This window comes from Chitinophaga sp. CB10 (assembly GCA_001870995.2).
GTDB lineage: Bacteria > Bacteroidota > Bacteroidia > Chitinophagales > Chitinophagaceae > Chitinophaga.
Genome location: MLAV02000023.1, coordinates 39926 through 62027, shown reverse-complemented (window position 1 = coordinate 62027; position 22102 = coordinate 39926). Strand labels below are relative to the sequence as shown.

The window sequence follows — 22102 nt, the reverse complement described above, 5'->3', positions numbered from 1 at the left end:
ATTAATACCTGGCCTGCCCGATATCCAAACGATCGAACTTGCCTGCTGCATTCATATGAAATTTGAAGTAGGTTTTGAAATCGCCCCAGCTTTCGGTATGAAATTTCCCATACACCTCCAACCCGTTGTTCTCCACTTTATCAATGCTGGTAAAACGTTCATGCCCACACGCACTTTCCACGAAGCTGGAAAAAACGCGCGGATTGCCGTCGTCGGCCATCGTAGGGCTGTCCGTGAAGTAAGACAGGAAGGTTTCACTGTCGCCATGCTGCCAGGCTTCAATGGCCTGCCTTACTTTTTCGTTGGTAATTTTTGATAAGTCCATTGTTTGTCCGGGTTTACTGTTTTGAGAAGGCCGTCTTATGCAGGAATGAACTTACCTGGTAGTATAACCACCGTTTGCAAAAATTGTTTGCCCGGTAATCCACCAGCCGTCAGAAACGAGGAATTCCACCAGCGGCGCAATGTCTTTTATGTTGGTGAGCCCACCGAGGGCGGAAGCCGATTTATGATACGCTACTGCATCATCGCTTTCCTGCCCGTAGAAGAAAGCCGTGTCCATGGGTCCGGGCGCTACGGCCGTAACGGAAATACCCCGACTGCCAAACTCCTTGGAAGCGGCCCTGGTAAAGTGTTCTACCGGCGCCTTCATCCCTTCGTAGGTAGAGTATAACCCTGTATAAGCCGCCAGTAAGGAGGTTACGATGGTGCAGATTTTCCCGTTGTTATTTAATTTCCTGCCGGCTTCCTGGATAAAGAAATAGGCTACCTTGGAGTTGATGTCGCTCATACTGTCGTACTCCGCTTCCGTAGTATCCACGAATGGCTTTTTCAGCACTTTTCCTACGGTGTTAATGGCGATGTCGATACCGCCGAATGTGGCTACCGCCGCATCAAAGAGTTTGGTAATATTGGCAACATTGGTAAGATCGCCCTGTACCAGTATTGCAGCTGCGCCGGCGGCCTGCACATCCGCCAAAGTCTTTTCCGCATCCGCTTTGGTGCTTTCGCTGTTATAATGGATCACTAATTTAGCGCCTTTTGCCGCAAAATTCCTGCTGAGTAATCCGCCCAAATTTTTAGCGCCTCCGGCGATCAGCACTACTTTTCCGTTTACGTCGTTACTTGCCATGTATGATATTTTTTGTTGTAACGAAATTCGGCAATGCGGAGGGCAGTATTATGGTGAACTTTACGGAAATTTAGCAGCGCTTATTTTTTCAGCATCTTGTTCCTGAATTCGCCAGGGGTTTCACCGGTCCATTTTTTGAAGAATTTGGAAAAGTTGGATGGATCGTAGGTCAGCGTCAAAGCAATGTCCGCAATGGAAAGCGCCGGATTGCCCAACAGGTCTTTGGCTTTTTCAATAATTTTTGCATCATAAAAATGACAGGGGTGATTGCCTTTTTCTTTTTGGATAGTATCCGTCAGGTGCGTATGCGATACAGCCAGCTCCCGCGCAATCTGGTTGAGTTCCAGGAATGCGGCAGCCCGGCCGCTGACAACATCTTCAATATGCTGATCCAAAAAATCAAAGTATTGTTTGGTTATTTCCAGGCTGCGTTTTTCTTTTTTATGGGCCATCTCAGTTTCATTTTTATTACCGTAATTTTTTTTGTTTTGGGGGAGATAACAATGCTGCTCCTAAAATTGTAATGTAAAGGTAACAAGCTAACTTATGGTACAGCTGAATTTGTTTAATGAATCGGAAGGCTTCCGTTTCCCCGGAGAACTCCTTGAATATTTTCCCGGGTTTATGGAAACCGGCGCTGCGATAAAGTTAATGCATAACCTGATTGAAATCGTTCCCTGGGAGCAAAACGTGCAGCGGATGTACGATAAGGAAGTGCTTACGCCCCGCCTTACGGCCTGGTACGGGGACCCCGATAAGGTCTACCACATGGCCGGCAGAACCCTGCATATGCATCCCTGGCTGCCGGAGTTGCAGGAACTCCGGGAAAAAATCACCGCCACTACCGGCTATACCTTCAACAGCGTGCTGCTCAACCTCTACCGCAATGAAAACGATTCCGTGGCCTGGCACCGCGATAAGGAGAGCGAGCTTGGCAACCGGCCGGTAATAGCCTCCGTGAGCCTGGGCGCAGCCAGGCCTTTCGAATTCAGGCAGCTGGATAACCATAGCAACAAATACGCGCTCACACTGAGCAACGGCTCTCTCCTCCTGATGAAAGGCGACCTGCAGCAGCACTGGGAGCACCGGATTGCTAAGGCCGGGTACAGCATGAAGCCACGTTTGAACCTTACCTTCCGGAGCATTCGCATCTCCCCATAACTAAAAAAATATACTTTATAAAAATAAAAATCTGAAAATTTACCGGGAACCAGTCACGTTTTGCGGGGCAGGTTTGTCTTATACCTGAAATAGTTAATAAATTAAAACGGCCAATAATAAAGCGCAAATTCCCGATATTACAGTGCCCGTAACTTCCGGAAGTGCGGTTTGGGCTGATTACCCGCAATTCAATATTTGTATGACCGATTATCAACAACTGCTGTTCCCGTATGCCTACAACATCCTGGGAACCGCTGAAGACGCCAGGGACGCAGTACAGGAAGTACTCTCCCGGTATTTCACCACCGCGCACGACGATGTGACGGATGAAAAGAATTACCTGATCAGGAGCGTGATCAACCTGGCCATCAATCATAAAAACAGGAATAAGCGCATGACGCCGCAGCCGGCGGAATGGCTGCCGGAGCCGGTTGCAACGGATGATAATGCGGACAGGAACGTGTACCTGAAGGATATCCTCTCCTACTCCCTGATGGTGCTGATGGAGCGCCTGAGCCCCATCGAAAGGGCGGTATTCATCCTGAAGGAAAGCTTTGACTACTCCCACCAGGAAATTGCGGATGTACTGTCCATTTCAGAGGAATACTCCCGCAAGCTGCTGAGCAGGGCTAAAACCAGGTTGTTTAAGCCCGGCGCGGAAGTGAAAAGCAAAGAGGTGATGGATAATACCAACCGCCTCGTGTCCGACTACGTGAGCGCCATCCGCCAGCGGGACCTCAGCCGGCTCGAAGAAATGCTTTCCGCAGAAGTAACCCTCATTACTGACGGTGGCGGTAAAGTGAAAGTGGTGGCTAAGGTAAGCAACGGCTTTGAAGAAGTATCCAACGTGCTGCGTATTGTGATAGAGCGTTACCTCGGCAAGGCGGAGATCCGCATCCGCTGGATCAACCACCAGCCGGCATTGCTCTTTTTGATCAAAAACAGGCTCGTTACCTGCCAGGTGCTGGAATTCAGCGCGGATGGTACGCGTATTGTACAGGTGAATAACGTAGTAGACCCTGCCAAGCTGAAACTGCTGGCATCCAGCGAAACAAACCAGTGATATGGCTATTCAACACAGAAAAGAAGACTATTTCGAGCAACTCATTGCAGAAGCATTCCAGGCATTCAACCGCCTCGCAGGCAATACCTCTCCTACTGCCATGCAGGACCTGGAACTACGGATCAATGAACTCCTGCAACCCGCCGGCCTCACGCTGGACGGCTTCGCAGAAATGCCCCTGGCGCAACTGGAAGCTGCCCTGCAGGAAAAACCCCAGCACGATCAACTGCTGGAACTCATTGCCGATACCCTGCAAAGGCAGGGCAACAGCGCAGCGCAAGCCGAAAGGGCCGGCCGCGCGCAATGGCTGTACCAATACCTGCTGCAACATCAGAAAGGAAACAGTATTTCGTATAGCCTGCTCATGAAAATGAATAAACCGAAGAAATAGGACATCACTGCATATAATATTGGTAAAGGCTGCGGCAACCGCAACCTTTTTTTTGGCGCTCACCAGCCCTGATAAAAAAAATTTGGTAGTTTAGACCGATCGGTCTATTTTTGTATCATGATGACGAAAGGAGAAAAAACCCGGCAGTTTATTATTGAGCAATCGGCCATTTTGCTGAACAAGCAGGGCATGGCCGGCACGGCTATCAGCGATATCATGGAGGTCACCAAAATGGCCAAAGGCGGTATCTATGGTAACTTTGCCAATAAGGAAGAAATTTGCCGGGAAGTGTTTGACTACCTGATGGCACAACTGGCTACCCGCATCGAAGCGCGGCTGGCCCAGGAAGATACCTGGAAAGATAAACTGGTGGCCCTGGTGGATTTTTATTACGACCTCGTACTGGCGAACAACAATGGCGGCTGCCCCATGCTGAACTTTGGCACGGAAGCGGATGATACGGACCTGGCCATGAAAGCTAAAGTAGCGGCCGGCATCAAAAGAACGCAGGCCCGTATTGAAAAGCTGGTGGCCAACGGTATCAAAGCCGGGGAATTTACGCAAAAGGCCCGCCCTGCCGAGTTTGCGCTGAAAATGTTCACCATGATAGAAGGCGGCATACTCGTAGCAAGAGTGACGGATAACGCCAGCCAGATGAAAGCTGTCTGCGGTATTTTAAAACAGGAGATCGAATCATTTTCGACCCGGGGCGCCTGAGTCCTTTTTTTTGCAGCAATTTTAGACCGATCGGTCTATTTTATATATTCATCATTAAATTGAAAACAATGAACACCACATCCAATACCATCCTTATCACCGGCGGCAGTGCCGGCATCGGGTTCGCACTTGCCCAATCATTACTGGCCGCAGGCAATACCGTGATCATTACCGGACGCGACTCCGGCAGGCTAAAAGCCGCAGCAGCCGCGTTGCCGGGGGTGCAAACCTTCCGGGGGGACGTTGCCATTCCCGAAGACGTTGACGCGCTGGTACAACATCTCCACAAAAACTACCCTACCCTCAATATCCTGATCAACAATGCCGGATACGCGCAGCTCAACAACCTGCTGGAAGACATGGATACTTTCGAAAAAGCCGGTAAGGAAATGCTGACCAACTACCTCTCCGTCATACGGCTCAACGAAAAGTTGCTGCCCCTGCTGCGTAAACAGCCACAGGCCGCGATCGTAAACGTTTCCTCCATTGTGGCCTTTGCGCCCGGTAGTCGCCTCGCTACCTACGCCGCCACCAAAGCGGCCCTGCACTCCTACTCCCTCTCCCTGCGCGTAGCCCTGAAACCCGCCGGCATCAAGGTATTTGAACTCATGCCGCCACTGGTAAACACGGAGTTCTCCGCGGAAATCGGCGGCCAAAACGGTATCCCTGCCGCGCAGGTAGCCAGCGAGTTCCTGGAAGCCCTGGCAGCGGACAACTACGAGATCCGCGTGGCCAATACTGAATCGCTCTACCAGCTGTATTTAAGCTCGCCGCAGCAGGCGCTGGAAGTCATGAACCCCGCAGCGGCGGATATATTGGTGCCCTAACGCATTAACTTGCCCGTAAAAGGATGCCCCTTCCGCCATTTGTGCGGAGGGGCATGCCTGTTATAACTGTCACGCGCCGCTGCGCTGCCTCAAAATTCCCCCTTGCAAATATGAAACGTATTCTGTACATTTATAAAGAACAGTGAAGCCCTGATCATGCGTTATTAGCCATACCAAAATCTGTCAAAACAAACCACGTCTTGTTTAACCACTAAATACGAGCAATGAAAAAAATCAATTGCAAATCAATGATTGCAGGAGCACTCCTTTGCGCCACTGTACTGTTTGGCGCCTGTAAGCGCAGTATTACGGAAGGGTTGCAGCCTTTGCCCGCCGGCAAAAGCGCCATGATCAACCTCACGCCCAGCGCCTACAAGGTAAACATCATCTACTTTGTGCCTACCGATGCCGATACCATCACCGGCTACCGGGAACGGCTAAACGGTATTCTGCTCCAGGGGCAGCAGTTTTACGGCAAATGGATGAGTTATTATGGCTATGGCGACCGCTCCTTCGGGCTTCCTATGGACTCCTCCGGCAAAGTAAAAATTACCGTGATCCGCGGCGCGCAGCCTAAGAGCGCCTACCCTTACGATGGCGGCGGCAACGTGGTGATCGGGGAACTCAACACCTGGTTTGCCAACAACCCCACCCAAAAACTCAGCGAACACACCCTCGTAATCATGCCGGCCAGCACCTATGCGGCAGATGGCGACCCGGGCGGCGTTCCGTTTTATGGACTGGGCCGCTGGTGCTTTGCGCTCGACTACGCAGAAATGGATACCAGCTACCTGGGGCAGAACACCACACTCGGCAACCGCGCTACCAAATGGATCGGTGGCCTGATGCACGAACTCGGCCACGGGCTCAACCTCCCGCACAACAAGGAAAAAGTTTCCGAAGCGGCGGATCCTGCCAAAGGCACGGCTTTAATGGGCAGCGGTAACTACACCTACGGCAAAAGCGCTACCTTCCTCACCGCCGCCAGCGCGGCCATCCTGAATAATTCCCAGGTGTTCAGGACCAGTACTGCCACCGGCATTTACGGCGGCGGCTCTACCACCGTTAACGTTATAAAAGCCAGCTACGCCAGCGGTAACATCTCCCTGAAAGTAAAATATACGGCTACCCAAACGGTGAACAACGTGGTAGTTTATAACGATCCGGAAGGAGGCAACGATTATGACGCCGTGGCATGGGTGGCCGCTCCTGCGGGCGACAGCATTACCCTCACGATGCCCATTGCAGACCTGCAAAAGAAAACAGGCAACTACGCCATGCGTATCCGCTTCCTGTATGCCAACGGCTCTTCCACGGAAGTTTCCTATCCTTACAGCTTCGTCAACAACGAACCAGTGCTGAACTTCAGCACCAAGGATGAACTGAGCAAAACCGGATGGAGCATCGCGTATGTGGACAGCCAGGAGAACGACGGGCAAGCCGTGAACCTGCTGGACAACAACCAGAGCACCGTATGGCATACCCAATGGAAATCCACCCAGCCTACGCACCCGCACACGGTGGTGGTAAACATGGGCGCGCAGCGCACCATCGCCGGCGTGTCGTTCCTGCAACGCTCCAACCTGAACGGCTCCCTGAAAGACATTACGCTGTACACCAGCACGGATAATGTAAACTGGACCACCGTGGGCAGCTATACGCTCGCCAACGTGAACACCAAACAATACATTACCTTCAGCAGTCCGCAAACCGTACAATACATCAAAGTAGTAACGGCCTCCAATTACCTGGGCACTTACTACGCCGTACTGGCGGAACTGGGCGCTTTCTAAAAAAATTGGCTGACTGATGATAAAAGGTTCACCGCTCCACCGCGGTGGACCTTTTTTTTACCCGCACCGCGCGCCGTGTTTATTGAACTAATCGCATCACAAAATTGTAATGCAAACTATGAAGCGCCCATTACTACCCCTCCTGCTGCTGCCCCTACTCGCGCACGGCCAGCAGCAAAAAGAGATCAACACCCAGTCCCAATCCTGGTTCAGCATCAACAGCACTTTCCGGTTCAATGATCACTGGGGCGCCGTGGGCGACCTGCACATCCGGCGCAATAACTTCCTGGCCGATAACAGCTTCTATTTCATCCGCGGCGGCGCCGGATACTGGCTAAACGACCAGCTCTCGTTCATCACCGGCTACGCGCATCTCTGGCTGGCCCCCACCACGCCGGGTTATAAAACCTTCGCGGACGAAAACCGCTGGTACGAGCAAATCGCCTACGCCAGCAAAATCGGGAAGGTATCCCTGCTGAACCGCTTCCGCAGCGAACAGCGCTGGCGGGAAACCTTGCAGAACGACCAGTCTACCGGCGATTACTACTTCTCCAACCGCTTCCGCTACCTGATCAGCGTAGGCATCCCCCTGAGTCAAAATAAGCGGGTACCGCAAATTTCGCTGGCCAACGAAGTGGCCGTGCAATTTGGCAAAGCCATCGTCAATAACACCTTCGACCAGTTCCGCGCTTTTGCAGGCATACGCCAGGAATTAGGCCAGGGATGGTCCTTTGATATGGGCTATATGTTTGTGAGCCAGCAGAAGGCCAGCGGCTACCAGTACGATTATAACCATACTTTCCGCTGGTTCATTTATTACAGCTGGAGCAATAAAAAAGGCAGCCGGCAGGAACTGCCTGCCTTGCAGTACGAAGATGAGTAACAGTTACTCCAACCCGAAAAAACGTTTAGCTTTGGCCGTTACCCCTGGCGTGGCTTCCAGGAAAGGGCGTTCCAGGTACTTGTAGGACAGCGTGCAAACCGTCACCAGTACCAGGCTGCAGCCGGCGGTCGCCATCCAGTGCCACAGCGGCGTTTGAACGCGGGCATGGGGCATCCCCAGCAGAAACATAAAAGCGAGGAACAAAATAAGGCCGTGCAGGATGTACAGGGAAAATGCAATCTGCCCCAGCAGGCAGGAAGGCCGCCAGGTTAGGATACCAAACAGGGTATTGCCACAGGCGATTGCCACGAAAATAAACGTCGTACAGACGTAGGTAAAAAAGGAATAAATATAGGGAGAATATAAGGCCGCAATGACCAGCGCCGCGATCATGAGCAGGGAAGTTATCCAGTGCGCCGCCAGCCGGCGTACCTGCGGATGCGCGGCGAAAAACGCAGGTATCATGCCCCCGGTAAATGCCAGCGCTTTGTTCCAGGCATTGGCCGGGTACCAGTAATAAATAATAGCGATAAACAAAGCGAGGAAGAACGCCGCCAGTACATAAATATAAAACGGCGAACGTACTCCCAGGAACAGCCCCAGGAACGGCAGCGCCGCATAATACAACCATTCAAACGCCAGGCTCCATACCACCCCTGCAATTATCAACCTGGTGCCGGTAATATGATTTACATCCGCCGCAATGGAAACCATCCACTGCCCCATGTGCAGCAGTAATGCGGGCAGGGGCTCCCGGATCCGCCAATGCGTCAGGATGCCCACTACCAACAGGAGCGCACACACGACGAGGGTGTACACCGGGTAGATGCGCAGTATCCGCGAAATATACAATCTCACCCAATCCACCTTACGCTCCTTCGCATGCACCAGCTTGGAAAAAAAGAGAAAAGCCGTGATCATAAAAAACAGGGAAATGCAGATAGCCCCGAGGTTCGCATGGATGAGGGAAGGCGGCGGGGAAGTCCATTTATTCGTCCGCAGGAAAAAATACCAGATGATAGCATGGTACAGGAATACGTACACCGCCAGGTATCCCCGCAGTCCATCGATGGATTTATACCGGCCCTCCTGGGGCTTTACCTGCAGCCAGCGGCTCACCACCGATATCCATAACAGGATCAGCAGCAGGATCAGTAACATCGGCAGTAAACTGACGGGGGACATAGGCATTTATATTCGCAAAGGCACTAATATCCACCGAAACACTGCGGCGGCACTGACAGGCTCCGCTGATAATTTCCTGATCAGAAAACGAAAAAATTTATTAATTTGATGAGTCCATTATTCCCCGATAACCTGTAATTCCATAACCCCCGCCACCCCCGGTAATGAATAAGTTTTATTTACTATCCGTCATAGGTGTAATCTTTTTTGTTGCGTTAATGCATGATTTACACAAGGATAATACCCTGGCAGCCTCTGGCTTTCAAACAAAAGATGATCATTATTTGTATAATAAGGAAAGCTTATTATCTTTATCAGACAGTCTGGAACTCTCCGACAGCACCGGCACTACACAGTATTTCAACCTGAAGGGCAAACGCTTCGTTGAAAAGAATGGCAAAAGCGAATACTATATTGTCTTTACCGAAAAAGATAATATTCAGGAAACAGTACGAAAAGGCTATTACCTCCTCAACCCCGGCATTGCATTACTGGACCACATCACGAGCGCCTACCATCTATCCGATTCCCTTGGTTTGGAACACTTCTTCGTGGTGGGCAAAGGATCCAAAATGTCAGATATTGAGCGTGGAATTATCGATGCCATTTTCCCGAACGTTATTCAACAGGCAAAGGCAACACTGGTAAAAAGAGGCGATCAGCTTGACTTTGCGGTGCATTCCCACCCGCTGGTACTCAATCCGATCAGCGGCGATGCGGACAGAATTGGCGGCCCGCTTCCTTCCGGGCCCGACCTGATGCCGCAAAACACCATGGGCGGCCGATTTGAAATGGTGCTGGGGCACGAGGTGATAGACCCGGTGGAATACCGGCAGCTGGATAAAGGCGTAGCCTTCAGCACGGCAGCCACCCGGCCGCAAAAATACAGGAAGGTAATAGGGTTGTACAACCAGGGCGAAGTGATAGGCACCATAGCCTATGATATGCTGGTGGAGCTGGTTTGCAGGTACCATAAAGTAAAACGATATAACGAGAATGCAGGTATGGCAGGCATGATGTAAGATTGTTGCCGCCATACGATATATACCCAAAAGCTACTAGATTGTCATGCTAAAACTCACTACCAGCGGAGTGCGACGTATTATTCCGGGCATGGTATTATGCCTGCTGACCGCCCTCCCATCTGTTGCGCAAACGGCCGACAAGCTGGAACCTTTCGAACCCAATCGCAATGCGGTTGATAGTTTTTACAATCATCTGTATCAGAAATTGCTGTACCGCTTTGCGGAACGGCCATTGGCACGGGTAGTGGTAATACCGCCGTTCAGCCCGGAATACGCCCTCTCCGTTGAGCGGGACGCCAAAGGCTACCAACTCAAATCCAATATCAAGGTAGCCTATTACGATGCGTTGCAGCAGAAACGCATTGTGCCGGACAAGCCGCTGTCCGTTTGCCGGCCTATCGATAAAGAACTCGCCACTAAAATAAAAGACCTTTTTGAAGCCGCGCTGACCACTACCGGCGCTCCTGCCGACCCCGGCCTCGACGGGGTGCGTTACTTCTTCTCCGCTTACAATGAAAAATATGGCATGCTGCGGGCACAGGCGCTCACCCCCGCTCCAGGCAGCCGCTCCGGCGCGCTCGTTAAAATATGCCATCAGCTGATCGCCTACGCCAAAGGGCAGTCCAACGGCGAAGATTCCCTGATCAGGAATATCAGTAACCTGACCAGGTATTACGAGTCGTTGAATGTGAAAATGACGACGGCTTTGAATTAAGGAGGATCGCTACCCCATTGTAACAATCACGAATGCCGCAACAGGTACAATAAAGTCAACAGGGAAAAATTACACGCCTTATTCCGCAAATGATCCAGCGTGCGGTACATCAGCCTGGACACTCCTGAAATATGCATGTTCATGACCTGGGCCACCTCGTCGTGCGTGAGGCCTTCGTAATAGCGGAGGAACAGGATCTCCCGCTGCCGGTGGGCCATAGCGCCCAGCAGGGTTTGGGCCCGGTGCAACAGGGCGGACATCCGTTCGCCCGAGAACAGCGGGTGTTCGTTTTTCAACTGCAACTCAAACGGCGCCTCCTCTTCAGGGGACTCGTCACCGGCATCCAGCCCATATTCCAGCTTACCCAGCAAAATACGGCGGAAAGAATGGTAGAGGTAGAGCTTCACGGCAGTGGCATGATGGATCCACTCCCGGTTTTGCCAGAGCCTGCGGAAGAGGTCCTGGATACTTTCTTCTATGCATACGTTATCGCGGGTGAACTTGTACCCGTAATTGGCCAGAGACTGGTAATATTGCCCGTACAGGGCTTCCAAACCGTTTACTTCACCGGATTTAAAGGAATTCCAGTATTCGCTTTCATGCATAACCTACAGTCATTTTGGAAGTCTGAAAATGATCCTTAGCATCAATAAGGCCATATATAACAGTTTTTCCCTACCGATTGTTCAGCTGTGCTTCCTTTTAACGGCTTGTTGGCCCCACCCTCCGCTGCCGGCGCAGGAAAATTTTTACCGCCTTCATCCTTTTGAAAAAATTGGTGTTATAAGGTGGAGAGGCCAGCGATATGATCAAATACTTCGGTTTACTGTTTTTTGTTTTAAGTACAATTGCGGCCGCCGGGCAGGCGGAGCAACCGGCTGACACCAGCGCCCCCCGCGGGATGTTTAACGGCATCATTCACTACCTGAAACACACCAACGAAGAAAAGCAGCATAAAAAATTCGATTGCAGCGTGATCGGCGGGCCTTACTATGCCCCGGAAACCAGCGGCGGAATCGTCGTTATGGCAGCGGGACTATACAAGACGGACCGTACGGACTCCCTCCTGCCGGCGTCCAGCGCCTCGGTATATGGCTCCGTATCCCTTACCGGGTTCTATGGCATCGGGATCAACAGCAATACCATCTTCCCCAAGGAAAAATTCCGCCTCCTGGCAAAAGCTTCCTTTAGCTCCATGCCGAATAAATACTGGGGCATAGGGTATGAAAACGGGCATCACAAGGACGACTATACGAAATACACGCTCGTCACAAAAAAATTGTCGGCGGACTTCAGCGCAAAAATTGCTGGCCGCCTCTTCGGCGGCGCATCCGTCATGCTCAACGATGGCAGCGCCCAAAAGATCGATACCGGCGCCGGCAAGCCCCTGATGCAGCCGGACCACATCTTTGCCTTCGGCCTGGGCCCCTTTATCAGCTTTGATTCCCGCGATTTTATTCCCAACGCGTCCAAAGGCATGTATGTGCGCGCGTGCTACCGGTTCTTCCCCAGCACTTTCGGGAACGATCATGTATTCGGAAAGCTGGAACTGCAGTTCGACTGGTATAAACGTTTGTGGGCTACCGGTTTGCTGGCAACGGACTTTTATACGGAAAGCAATTTCGGGGAAGTGCCGTGGTCCCTCCTGGCGGAAGCCGGCGGCAGCAACCGCCTGCGGGGTTACTTCGAAGGGCGCTACCGGGATAAGAAGTACGTCAGCGGCCAAGTGGAGCTGCGTCAGAAAATTGCCGGCCGCAGCGGCGCCGTAGTGTGGATCGGCGCAGGCAACGTGTGCCCGGCCTATAAGGAAATACAACTGGATCAAACGCTCATCAGCTACGGCATCGGCTACCGATGGGAGTTTAAAAACCGGGTGAATATCCGGCTGGACTTCGGCATGGGCGCGGATCAGTCGGGATTCTACTTTGGGATAAACGAAGTATTCTGAAGCCTGTACGATTACTCGCTGCAACCATTTTTCATAGCGCCGGCAAAAAAAATTTTGCTACTCGATAAATATTTGTATTATTGCCATAACCAAAATCTGAACGTAGTTTAACCTATTCAAACCCATTCAAGCAAATTTTCGGAGAGCGCATCAGGCTGAAGTTTCAGCTGGTTTGCACGTATTTATTTTACTGTATCTGTCGTAACCATTGGTAATGAAAATTATCATAGTTGACCTGGTTTGCCTATAGGTATTCAAAGTGCAGGATTTTTTTTCACTCAATACCATTTCAATCACTTAAACACACGCTTCACAACATGAAAAAGAACATGTTCTTCCTGCTGGCTGTACTGTTTGTAATTGCCATTGCATCCTGTAAAAAATCTGCTGACGCCCCGGCAACACCGCAATCTGTCATTGAAACCACTGACCCTGCCAAGAAAGTGTACAACTACATTATTGGCCTGGGATTCCCGGCCCACAGCATTGTTGACCAACCGGGCGAGTACATCGTAGAAGGCGATATCCGCTTCCCGAAGGATATGGTTATCCCGAATGTTTCTACAGAGCAATACTACACCGGCAGCCTCGTTTCCGCTACCAACGTGGCTAACATCCGTTTGTTTGTAGATGCCTCCATGACCTCCATGCTGTCCGAGATCAACAGCGCTATCAGTCAATGGAACTCCATCAGCGGCTGCAACATCCACTGGACGGTGGTTACCAGCGGCGCTTACGATGTGCTGATCACCAACTACAACCTCGGTAACGGCGTTTGCGGACAGGGTACTTTCCCCAGCGGCGGTAAAGCAGGTAACCTGATCCGCATCAACAAAAACTACATCGCCGGCAACAGCTTTGCCCAACGCGCGCGCACCATTTGCCATGAAATGGGCCACAACGTTTCATTCCGTCATACCAACTGGGCTTCTATCGGCGAGTCCACCGCGATCGACGTACCAGGCGTAGGCGGCCCTGACGCCAGCTCCCTCATGAACGGCGGCCAGTGCGGCAGCGGCGCTACTGTATTGTCCGATAAAGACAAACAGGCAGCTGCGGTTTTATATTAATAGTTTCCTGTCTTACATAAGAACGCACCCCGTAATGGGGTGCTTCTTTTTTTCCACCCCTGAAGGCATTCACTTTCCCCTCCAGCCTTTCCGCCCATCCCAAAAAGCTTGCATATTCACGCTCCTGGCCTTATATTGCCCACTTACTTTTTTTAGCGTGTAGTTGTTAATTATGGAAACAGGAACAATGGTTGCCAGGCCGGATGCGTTGCCAACAAAAAAACATTATGAAATTCTGGATGGCTTAAGAGGCGTTGCCGCTGTAATGGTGGTAATTTTTCATTTCATGGAGGTGGTGTTTACCGACCCGGCCACGAACTTCGTGGGGCATGGCTTCCTGGCGGTGGACTTCTTCTTTTGCCTGTCCGGCTTCGTGATGGCTTATGCATACGACGACCGTATGCCGCAAATGAGCCTGGGCCGCTTCTTCCTGCAACGGTTGATCCGCCTGCATCCGCTGGTGGCGCTGGGAGCGGTAATGGCCTTCCTCCTCTACCTGCTGGACCCAATCGTGCCTCCTTTCGCCGCTTATGGCGCCGGCAGCCTGGCCCTGATCCTGCTTACCTCCCTGCTGCTGATCCCCTACCCCGTGATGGAAGAAAGGTACTTCAACCTCTTTTCCCTCAATGCCCCTTCCTGGTCATTGTTCTGGGAGTATATCGCCAATATCGTATATGCGTTGGTGTTATGGCGCCTGCCCCGCCGCGCAATGATCCTCTTAACCATAGTGGCCGCATGTGGTATCAGTTATGTGGCCTATACTGCCGGCAACGTAGTGGGCGGTTGGAGCGGCGGCACTTTCTGGCACGGGTTCGCCAGGGTGGCTTATTCCTTCCCGGCGGGCATACTGATTTACCGCTACCGGCTGATCATCCCTAACCGCCTGGGCTTCCCGGGGCTTACCCTGCTGTTGCTCGCCGCGCTGATGATGCCTTATTTTCCGCAGAACTGGCTGGTGGAGCTGGGCATTGTGCTGGTTTATTTTCCCTTGTTGATAGCACTGGGCGCAGGCGCTGCGCTGACGCCGGCCTTAAAACCCGTTTGCAAATTTTCCGGGCAGCTGTCTTACCCGCTGTATATGACGCACTACGGCGCCATCTGGATTTTTGCCAACTACTTCAATAACTATAAGCCGGGAAAAACAGAACTTAGTATGGTGATTGTCTCCGGCGTGCTGATATTAATTGCGGTGGCGTATATGGCCATGCGTTGGTATGATGTGCCGGTACGGCGATATCTTAGTAAAAAATTGCTGAAGAAGAGCAACCGGTAGGGTTATAAGCTATTACACACTGCTGCAAATGCTATACTTCCTGTAATCCTTACCGGTTTTTAGGCACCACTGCCACCGTATGCCGGCATACGCAAATCAACTGCCCGTCCTCATCACTGATACGGATATCCCAAACCTGTGTGCGGCCGCCCAGGTGCAAAGGCCTGGCAGTAGCGTACACCCGGCCGCTGCGGGCGCTGCGGATATGATTGGCATTGATCTCCATACCAAAACAAATATATTCCTCCGGGTTAATCACCAGTGTGCCGGCAATACTGCCAACGGTTTCCGCCAGCGCCATGGAAGCCCCGCCGTGCAGGATGCCGTATTTCTGTACGGTACGGTGGTCCACCGGCATGGAAGCCGTGAGGTAATCAGGCCCTGCCTCCGTAAATTCCATTCCTAAATGCGCATTCAGGGTGCCGGCATTCTCTTCGTTCAAAGTGGCTATGGATACAGGTTTGTACCAGATGCTTTTAGTCGTCATTCGTTTGATTTGGTGTATGGGATAAATATAAAGTATCTTTTCGCAAAGTTGTAAATTGCTGCTATGTATTATTACAGGAATATGGACACGCCGGTGGGCAGGCTGCTGATAATAGCCACTGATCAGGGGTTGAGGGCTATTTTGTGGGAGAAAGAAGATGGCAGCAGGGTAAAATTGCCCGTATCCGGAAATAACGATCCACACCCCCTGCTGGATGATACCGTGCAGCAGCTAGGGGAATATTTCGCCGGTAAACGCCGTAGCTTCGAGCTGCCCTTACATTTGGAAGGCACGCCTTTTCAGCGGCAGGTATGGGAAGCATTGTTACAGATTCCCTATGGGGAAACGCGCACCTACCAGCAGCTGGCCATACAGCTGGGGAACCCTAAGGCGGTGCGCGCAGTAGGCGCTGCCAATGGTAAAAACCCGGTTTCCATCGTGGCGCCATGCCACCGTGTGATCGGCAGTTCCGGCAGCCTCACCGGCTTTGCAGGCGGCGTGGCAGTGAAGGAAAAACTACTCACGCTGGAAGGCGCGATTAAAAAAACAAATACGCTGTTTTGAAAGCAAAGCGCCCTTTACCCGCCGGGTAATCCCATACAATACATCGCAGCGCCTTACCCCCCAAACGTCCCGCAAGAGCGGCAGGCACTGCGATGCACGATTGCATTAAGGCGCTACCGGGCCTGAAGGAATCGGGCTTTTGTTAATCCCTACCTCAAAGCAGCCCAGGTCAGGACTCGCCCCGGTGTACGTATAACCCCTGTTCACGCCTTTATCTATCAGGTCGCTCCCGGTCGCCAGCCGTAAAAATGTGTTGGTCGGCAGCGTAAAATCAGAGTGGCGCCCCTGGGACATAAGGCTTTCCGTCGTGGAGCTGAAATCCGCCGCATTCACCGTGATGCCGGACAGCTGGAAATAGTTATTGCTGGCGGTAGAGGCGCCCAGGTTGAGGTTACTCACCTCGCTGCTGGTAGCGGCATATCCCAGGTTGTTATAGAGGTAGTGGCCCCATCCCGGCACGTCGGAAGAGAAGTCCGCACTGCGGTTCAGCATATTGTAATTCACGGCATTTTTATAGGCGGTATTATTTTCGAAGGTAAGCCCGCCCGGATGGTGATTGGCATAAAATCCCGCGGACTTATTACCTACCGCCATGCAGAAGCGCACAATATGCCGCGGCACTACCGGCGGCACGGCGCTGGCATCCGTCACCCCGAAGCCGCCGGCTTTGATCCCGTTGCCGTTGGCCAGGCTGGCAAAGCTGGTGCTGTAGCCGTTATAGAATGCCCAGCAGTTTTCGATGGTCACTGCTTCATAGGCATTGATCAGGTCGAAGCCGTCATCGCTGTTGAACCAGGCGCGGCAGCCGCGGAACACGTTGCCGGTATAGCCTACGCCCTGTTTGTAAGGGTGCGCGCCGAAGCCATCGGTATTTTCTCCTTTACCGGTTTCGGAAACGCTGTCCCAGTTGCGGTAGGCGTCGCAGTTGAGCACCAGGTTGTTGCCTCCTATGGTGAGGTAAAAACCGATCGCCATACCGTCGTGCATTTTCAGCGCCTCGTAGATGTTGTTGCTGCCTTCGTTGCGGAAGCATTCACTCTGCGTATGCGTGGTGATGGTCACCTGCACGCCTACTACTTCGATGCCTTTAATCGTGATGTAGGAACCCGTTACCAGGAAGGCCGTAATGCGTTTGCCGGCGGGCTTTACGTTGGCGTAGTTGAAAATGGGCGTTTCCCCCGGATAGGCCAGGTACTGGATGCGCGCGGAAGCCGTACCGCTTTTACTGAGCTTGGTCACGCTGGCATAGAGCGTACCGTTCTCGGCGATCTGGCTGGTACTCATGGTATAATTGCCGCCGCGGATATACACGATATCGCCGGGCACGGCGGCGGTTTGCGCCCGCTGTATGGTCAGGAATGGCGCAGCTTCCGTACCGGGGTTGGCATCATCGCCATTGGGCGCTACGAAATAATAGTGCAGTGCCGGCGCCAGGGTGACGGCTTCGGTACGGGCGCCGGGGGCAGCGGCGGTTTCGCCCGGCTCTTTCTGGCAACCCGACAGGCTATACGAAGTTAACAATACAGCGAGCGTAATGAGGCGGAACCCTCTTGGGGGAGCATTAAACATACGTGAAATTTAAACGGTGATTACCTACTCTTAAAGATTTTCGGTTTACTCTTCAGGACGTTTGCATTCCCCGGGGCCGGGCATACCAACAGCGCTTCGCCTTTTGCGGTGCGAATTGCAGGGGAATGCCTTTCCGGCTTACAGGGAAAGAGTTTGCATTTTGAGTAGTGAGATGGAGCGCCCTGGAAAAAGTATTAACAGATTTTGGTCATAACGTGATTGTAAAGAAAAATTACGGAGAAAAATTAATAAATGCAAGCAGGAATTTATTTATCCTGCATAAAATGAATGCAGCAGCAGCCACTGCATGGCCGCAAGCCCAAGGCGGCAAAAATTTGTATATTGAGTGCAACCTATTCCCTTTAAAGATGCACAAGCTCCTATTCCTTATCCCCTGGCTGTTCCTCGCCGATACCGGCGCCATAACCATTTCAGGGCAGTTTTACGAGAAGCGCCAGGCGGTCCATCCCTTTCCCAAGTGGTTAATTGAAATTACTGCGCGAAAGGACAACAAGGTCCTTGCGAAAGGCCAGGCGGATTCCACCGGTCACTTTTATATTACACTCAGCAAACGCATACCAACGGAAGTGGACCTTTTTACAGGCGGGCTGGGAGTTGGCCAACGGTACATCGGTACGGTCAACCTGAAAAAGGCAGCCGATACGGCAACCATCCGTATTTCCTTCCCTATCCGCATCAGCATGGGCGGCAGCGGGCGCGCCATCTGCCCCAAATGCAGGCTGGACGATGCCACGGTGCCGGTGCGTTACGGGGATGGCGGCGTGGTCCGGTCCGACTTTTTCGTCCACGAACCGGGGGACTTCAGCAAGTACGCGGACATTCCCTATTACGACATGCTCTCCTGCCTGGTGCCCATCAATGCACCGGAATGGGTATGCGCCAGGGACAAGATCTTTTTTTAATATATCCGTACACGTTATAAGATGCATTTCCCCCCCCACGACCGCCCTCAGGGGAACCTGCATTTCTTATACGTCAGCAGCCGCCCGTCCGCACCGCTGGGGATAAAACCCGCACGCAGCAACAACTTGCGGCAGGCGGCATTGTCCTCATAAGTCCGCGCTACCACCGCCCGCACCTCTCCGCACGCAAAAGCCCAGCGGAGCATCGCATGCAGCGCCTCGGACGCATAGCCCTGCCCGTGGAAGTTTTCGTCCAGCATAAACCCGATCTCCACCAGCCCATTCGGGTCCGGCGCGCCGGCAAAGCCGATGCCGCCAATGGAAATATTTGCCGCCGTCAGTACTATTTCCCAGTTGGTGTACCAGTGGTAACAGTCAGGATGGGCGGCCGTTTGCGGCAGCCAAAAGTATTCCATGGCATCGCGGATCTCTACCGCATACTCTTCCCGGATCTTCATTTCATTGGGGTATAATCCAAGCCGGGCCTCCATCTCCGGCCGGTTTTGGTCGCATAACTGCAATAGCTCATGGGTTAAAGGAAACAGCTTTAGCCGTTCCGTTTCAAGGAAAAACATAATGAATTGGTTGTAATAAAAAAGACAATAGATTAACAGCACCGCAGCAACTGCGGTGAAGACGGACGAGCGGAACTATCCGTTATAGAATTCCAGGCATTGGGAGCTGCCTGTGTGCGTGTGTGTGATGCAAAAAATAGATTTTGATCCGCAAAAATAGAAATTTTCGCAGGATTGTTATATGTCCTGACAAATTTTTTTGTGACGTCCCGGGGTTAACTGATCAGTTTCCTGCTTTTTAGGTAGGCCCAGAATGCAGGCGGGATAGGCGTTTTCACCATCTCCACGTTATCTTTTACCTTGGCGGCTTTACTCGTGCTCATGGCCACCGCTGCCACGCCGGGCACCTGCAGCCCAAACTGCACGCAGGCATGCGCCGGGCTGACGCTGTGTAGTTTACAGGCCGCAAAGAACTCGCTGCGCCACTGCAGCAGCTCCGCATGCGCGGCCTCGCTCCCGTCCACCGCCTTGTAGTTATAAAAATCCCCGCCGGTCAGGAATCCGCCGTTGAACACCGCGGAATTGATCACCGCGATGCCCCGGTCCTGCAGGGAACGGATATACGCCGCCAGCTCCGCCGGGTGGGAATGCAGGGTCATACTGTTGGCAATCATCACCCAGTCGAGCTGCACCTGGTCTGTAATTTCGCGGATCACCTCCCAGTTTTTTGCGCCTACGCCGATGGCCAGTACGCGGCCCGCGGCTTTGAGGTCCTGCAGGGCCTGGTAGGCGGCTTTAATATCTTCCAGCTTTTTTGCGCGCTCCTTTATCGTTTCGGCAGTGGCGAGGTATTCGTCCGGATCGTGTACGGATACCAGTTGGGCCTGATAGTTGCCCAGCAGCGCATTGCCCTGTTCAAAGCATTGCAGGATGCCATCGTAGCTGATGCGTTGCTCCGCGTCATGCCGGATGTCCTTCCAGACGCCGGGCTCAAAAGTGGGCTCGCTACCCTTCATGGGTACACGATACCAGCCCAGCTTGTTGCTGATCAGCACCTGCCCTGCCGGTACCTGCCAGTGGCTGAGCGCCGCCCCTAGGGCTTCCAGGGCCAGGCCCGCGCCATACTTCCCGGCCGTGTCAAAAACCGCGGGTTTGTCCGCATACCGCAGGCACTCCCCCACGATGGCATTCTTCTCCTCCTGCGATGGCGCCAGGTAGAGGTTCCCCAGGGCGCTGGTACCAAAAACGACTTTCGGAAGCTGCATGTAAATTGCTGATTTGTATAAGATAAGTATCAATAACCCGTCAAAAATAGGTTAGCCCGGGAGGCGGCCGCAATTACAATTAAGACTTTATTTTATACAAATCCGACCTGAATGCAGTAGATTTATGGGCATGGGAAAACGCCTCCTGAAACATTCATTTTCGTTGCTGCATGTGGATCATGTACACCTGGATACGCGGTGGAACTACAAACATGTGATCAGTCCGTACTACCGGATATATTACATTGACGAAGGCGAGGGCACGATTTCCGGGCCAGGCGCGCGGATAAAGCTAACGCCGGGCCACCTATACCTAATCCCCAGCTTCACCTTGTGCAACCTGCATTGCAGTAGTTACCTGAGTCAGTATTTCCTGCAGTTTTTTGAGGAGGCGCCGGATGGCCTGTCCCTCTTCTACAACAAGCGCACGCTGATGAAAAGGGTGGCTACTGCGGCGGATATTGCCAATTTCAAGCGCCTCCTGCAAATCAATCCCAACAGGGGCATCAACCGGTCGGACAATCCGCGGGTGTATGAAAAGGACGCTTTTTACCGGGAGTACCAGGAGCTGAACAACCTGCAAAGCGATGCCGTGTACCTGGAAACGCAGGGCATCATCCTGCAGCTGCTCTCCCGCTTTGTGGATCAGCAGGCGCAGGGCGGCGGCGCGGGGCATGTGATCCCTTCCAGGATCATGGATACGATCAGCTACATCCAGCTGCACCTGCGGGAGCCGCTCACCGTGGCCTTCCTGGCGGCCAGGGTGAATCATAACCAGGATTATTTTTCCCGGCAGTTCCTGCAGTTCACGGGCCTGCGGCCTTTACACTATATCCATGAAAAACGCATTGAGCGGGCGCAGTATTTAATTGCGACTACCGATGCCGGCTATACGGAGATTGCGGCAGAGGTAGGGTTTGACAACCTGCCGCATTTCTCGAAAGTATTCAGTAAGGTGACGGGGATGACGCCCAATAAGTACCGGCTGCAAAACAGGGCGTTGTAGGTCAGTCGTCCAGGCCTTTGCCCGCCAGGATATGATCCAGGTATTTCTCCACTCTTGCGGCGCGGGTTTTAGCCTGTTTGGCAGCGGCAAAATACAGCAGGTAGCCGCGTTGCCGGCCGGGGGTCAGGGCTTCAAAAGCTTTTTTGAGTCCGGGCCGGGTATCCAGCTCCTGCTGAAACTCCTCCGGCACAGGATATTCCGTTGCCTTCTTAAACTTCACTTCCAGCCCTGCTTTTTCAATTTCAATGGCCTCGTACACATAGGCTTTTATGACCGCTTTCAGCTTTACTATTTCCTTGAGGGAGGTAAAGCGCATCTGCCGGGCTGCCTGCACGTTTTCCGTCTGCTGGATCAGCACCCCTTCCGGATCAGCCATCAGGCTGCCTTTATGGAACAGGATCGCGCAGTAGTCTTTAAAACCATGTATCAGCACTACGTTCTTGCCGTGGTAAGCGTAGCAGGGCACGCCCCACTTCAGTTCCTCTTCGAGCGGACAATCGAGCATGATGCTGCGGAGCGTTTCAAATTCTTTCTGCCATTTATCGGCTCTGTCGATGAAGGCGTCTACCTTAGGATTCATAGTATTACGT

The 22102-nt window shown here is 52.5% G+C and carries 25 protein-coding genes; 15 read left to right on the top strand and 10 right to left on the bottom strand.

What is annotated here, in order from left to right:
* Position 1 precedes the first annotated feature (1 nt).
* The 3 genes from BOC67_RS23825 to BOC67_RS23815 form a co-directional block, all read right to left on the bottom strand.
* Entirely contained in the window at positions 2–325 is a 324-nt protein-coding gene (locus BOC67_RS23825) for a hypothetical protein (RefSeq protein ID WP_291914503.1), read from the bottom strand.
* A 51-nt stretch (positions 326–376) separates the two neighbouring features.
* Positions 377–1132, bottom strand: coding sequence for an SDR family oxidoreductase (locus BOC67_RS23820; RefSeq protein ID WP_291914502.1), 756 nt, complete (start codon positions 1130–1132; stop codon positions 377–379).
* Positions 1133–1212: 80 nt separating this feature from the next.
* Positions 1213–1584 (bottom strand): AraC family transcriptional regulator, encoded by a 372-nt coding sequence (locus tag BOC67_RS23815; protein WP_291914501.1) that lies wholly within the window; start codon positions 1582–1584, stop codon positions 1213–1215.
* A gap of 94 nt (positions 1585–1678) precedes the next feature.
* Between BOC67_RS23815 and BOC67_RS23810 the strand changes: the two genes are divergently transcribed.
* The 7 genes from BOC67_RS23810 (at position 1679) to BOC67_RS23780 (ending at position 7967) form a co-directional block, all read left to right on the top strand.
* Complete coding sequence (locus BOC67_RS23810) at positions 1679–2293, top strand: alpha-ketoglutarate-dependent dioxygenase AlkB (protein ID WP_291914500.1); 615 nt, start codon at positions 1679–1681, stop codon at positions 2291–2293.
* A 199-nt stretch (positions 2294–2492) separates the two neighbouring features.
* Entirely contained in the window at positions 2493–3356 is an 864-nt protein-coding gene (locus BOC67_RS23805; RefSeq protein ID WP_291914499.1) for a sigma-70 family RNA polymerase sigma factor, read from the top strand.
* 1 nt (position 3357) lies between these two features.
* Positions 3358–3747, top strand: coding sequence for a hypothetical protein (locus BOC67_RS23800; protein ID WP_291914498.1), 390 nt, complete (start codon positions 3358–3360; stop codon positions 3745–3747).
* A gap of 117 nt (positions 3748–3864) precedes the next feature.
* A complete protein-coding gene (locus BOC67_RS23795) occupies positions 3865–4464 on the top strand; it encodes a TetR/AcrR family transcriptional regulator (RefSeq protein ID WP_291914496.1) in 600 nt (199 codons plus the stop codon).
* A 68-nt stretch (positions 4465–4532) separates the two neighbouring features.
* Positions 4533–5291, top strand: coding sequence for an SDR family oxidoreductase (locus tag BOC67_RS23790; protein WP_291914494.1), 759 nt, complete (start codon positions 4533–4535; stop codon positions 5289–5291).
* Between the two features lie 248 nt (positions 5292–5539).
* Entirely contained in the window at positions 5540–7084 is a 1545-nt protein-coding gene (locus tag BOC67_RS23785) for a discoidin domain-containing protein (protein ID WP_291914492.1), read from the top strand.
* Between the two features lie 118 nt (positions 7085–7202).
* A complete protein-coding gene (locus tag BOC67_RS23780) occupies positions 7203–7967 on the top strand; it encodes a DUF2490 domain-containing protein (protein ID WP_291914490.1) in 765 nt (254 codons plus the stop codon).
* Positions 7968–7970: 3 nt separating this feature from the next.
* Here BOC67_RS23780 and BOC67_RS23775 read toward each other — a convergent pair whose 3' ends face one another.
* Positions 7971–9152: an acyltransferase gene (locus tag BOC67_RS23775; protein WP_291914488.1), complete on the bottom strand. Its 1182-nt coding sequence runs from the start codon at positions 9150–9152 to the stop codon at positions 7971–7973.
* Positions 9153–9370: 218 nt separating this feature from the next.
* Here BOC67_RS23775 and BOC67_RS23770 point away from each other — a divergent pair, with 218 nt between their 5' ends.
* On the top strand, positions 9371–10174 hold the full coding sequence (locus BOC67_RS23770) for a hypothetical protein (protein ID WP_291914485.1): 804 nt from the start codon (positions 9371–9373) through the stop codon (positions 10172–10174).
* Positions 10175–10244: 70 nt separating this feature from the next.
* Entirely contained in the window at positions 10245–10892 is a 648-nt protein-coding gene (locus tag BOC67_RS23765; RefSeq protein ID WP_291914482.1) for a hypothetical protein, read from the top strand.
* 26 nt (positions 10893–10918) lie between these two features.
* On the opposite strand, the gene BOC67_RS23760 is transcribed toward BOC67_RS23765, so the two are convergent.
* Complete coding sequence (locus tag BOC67_RS23760) at positions 10919–11497, bottom strand: sigma-70 family RNA polymerase sigma factor (RefSeq protein ID WP_291914480.1); 579 nt, start codon at positions 11495–11497, stop codon at positions 10919–10921.
* A gap of 200 nt (positions 11498–11697) precedes the next feature.
* Between BOC67_RS23760 and BOC67_RS23755 the strand changes: the two genes are divergently transcribed.
* The 3 genes from BOC67_RS23755 (at position 11698) to BOC67_RS23745 (ending at position 15183) form a co-directional block, all read left to right on the top strand.
* Positions 11698–12840 (top strand): BamA/TamA family outer membrane protein, encoded by a 1143-nt coding sequence (locus BOC67_RS23755; RefSeq protein ID WP_291914477.1) that lies wholly within the window; start codon positions 11698–11700, stop codon positions 12838–12840.
* Positions 12841–13157: 317 nt separating this feature from the next.
* Positions 13158–13910, top strand: a complete 753-nt coding sequence (locus BOC67_RS23750; RefSeq protein WP_291914474.1) for a M57 family metalloprotease — start codon at positions 13158–13160, stop codon at positions 13908–13910.
* Between the two features lie 172 nt (positions 13911–14082).
* Positions 14083–15183 (top strand): acyltransferase, encoded by a 1101-nt coding sequence (locus BOC67_RS23745; RefSeq protein WP_291914471.1) that lies wholly within the window; start codon positions 14083–14085, stop codon positions 15181–15183.
* A gap of 49 nt (positions 15184–15232) precedes the next feature.
* Here the strand turns inward: BOC67_RS23745 and BOC67_RS23740 are convergent, their stop codons facing one another.
* Positions 15233–15670, bottom strand: coding sequence for a hotdog fold thioesterase (locus tag BOC67_RS23740; RefSeq protein ID WP_291914467.1), 438 nt, complete (start codon positions 15668–15670; stop codon positions 15233–15235).
* A 63-nt stretch (positions 15671–15733) separates the two neighbouring features.
* Here BOC67_RS23740 and BOC67_RS23735 point away from each other — a divergent pair, with 63 nt between their 5' ends.
* On the top strand, positions 15734–16234 hold the full coding sequence (locus BOC67_RS23735; RefSeq protein ID WP_291914464.1) for a methylated-DNA--[protein]-cysteine S-methyltransferase: 501 nt from the start codon (positions 15734–15736) through the stop codon (positions 16232–16234).
* Positions 16235–16339: 105 nt separating this feature from the next.
* On the opposite strand, the gene BOC67_RS23730 is transcribed toward BOC67_RS23735, so the two are convergent.
* On the bottom strand, positions 16340–17803 hold the full coding sequence (locus BOC67_RS23730; protein WP_291914461.1) for a right-handed parallel beta-helix repeat-containing protein: 1464 nt from the start codon (positions 17801–17803) through the stop codon (positions 16340–16342).
* Between the two features lie 368 nt (positions 17804–18171).
* Between BOC67_RS23730 and BOC67_RS23725 the strand changes: the two genes are divergently transcribed.
* The gene (locus tag BOC67_RS23725; RefSeq protein WP_291914459.1) at positions 18172–18726 is read left to right on the top strand and encodes a hypothetical protein; all 555 of its coding nucleotides are present in this window, start codon (positions 18172–18174) and stop codon (positions 18724–18726) included.
* A gap of 47 nt (positions 18727–18773) precedes the next feature.
* Here BOC67_RS23725 and BOC67_RS23720 read toward each other — a convergent pair whose 3' ends face one another.
* Both BOC67_RS23720 and BOC67_RS23715 read right to left on the bottom strand, forming a co-directional pair.
* Positions 18774–19301 carry a GNAT family N-acetyltransferase gene (locus BOC67_RS23720; protein WP_291914456.1) on the bottom strand — a complete coding sequence of 176 codons (528 nt, stop codon included), beginning with the start codon at positions 19299–19301 and terminating at the stop codon, positions 18774–18776.
* Between the two features lie 215 nt (positions 19302–19516).
* A complete protein-coding gene (locus BOC67_RS23715) occupies positions 19517–20506 on the bottom strand; it encodes an aldo/keto reductase (RefSeq protein WP_291914454.1) in 990 nt (329 codons plus the stop codon).
* A 130-nt stretch (positions 20507–20636) separates the two neighbouring features.
* On the opposite strand from BOC67_RS23715, the gene BOC67_RS23710 reads away from it, so the two are divergent.
* Positions 20637–21512, top strand: coding sequence for an AraC family transcriptional regulator (locus BOC67_RS23710; RefSeq protein ID WP_291914451.1), 876 nt, complete (start codon positions 20637–20639; stop codon positions 21510–21512).
* Between the two features lies 1 nt (position 21513).
* On the opposite strand, the gene BOC67_RS23705 is transcribed toward BOC67_RS23710, so the two are convergent.
* Positions 21514–22092 carry a YdeI family protein gene (locus tag BOC67_RS23705; protein ID WP_291914446.1) on the bottom strand — a complete coding sequence of 193 codons (579 nt, stop codon included), beginning with the start codon at positions 22090–22092 and terminating at the stop codon, positions 21514–21516.
* Positions 22093–22102: the final 10 nt, after the last annotated feature.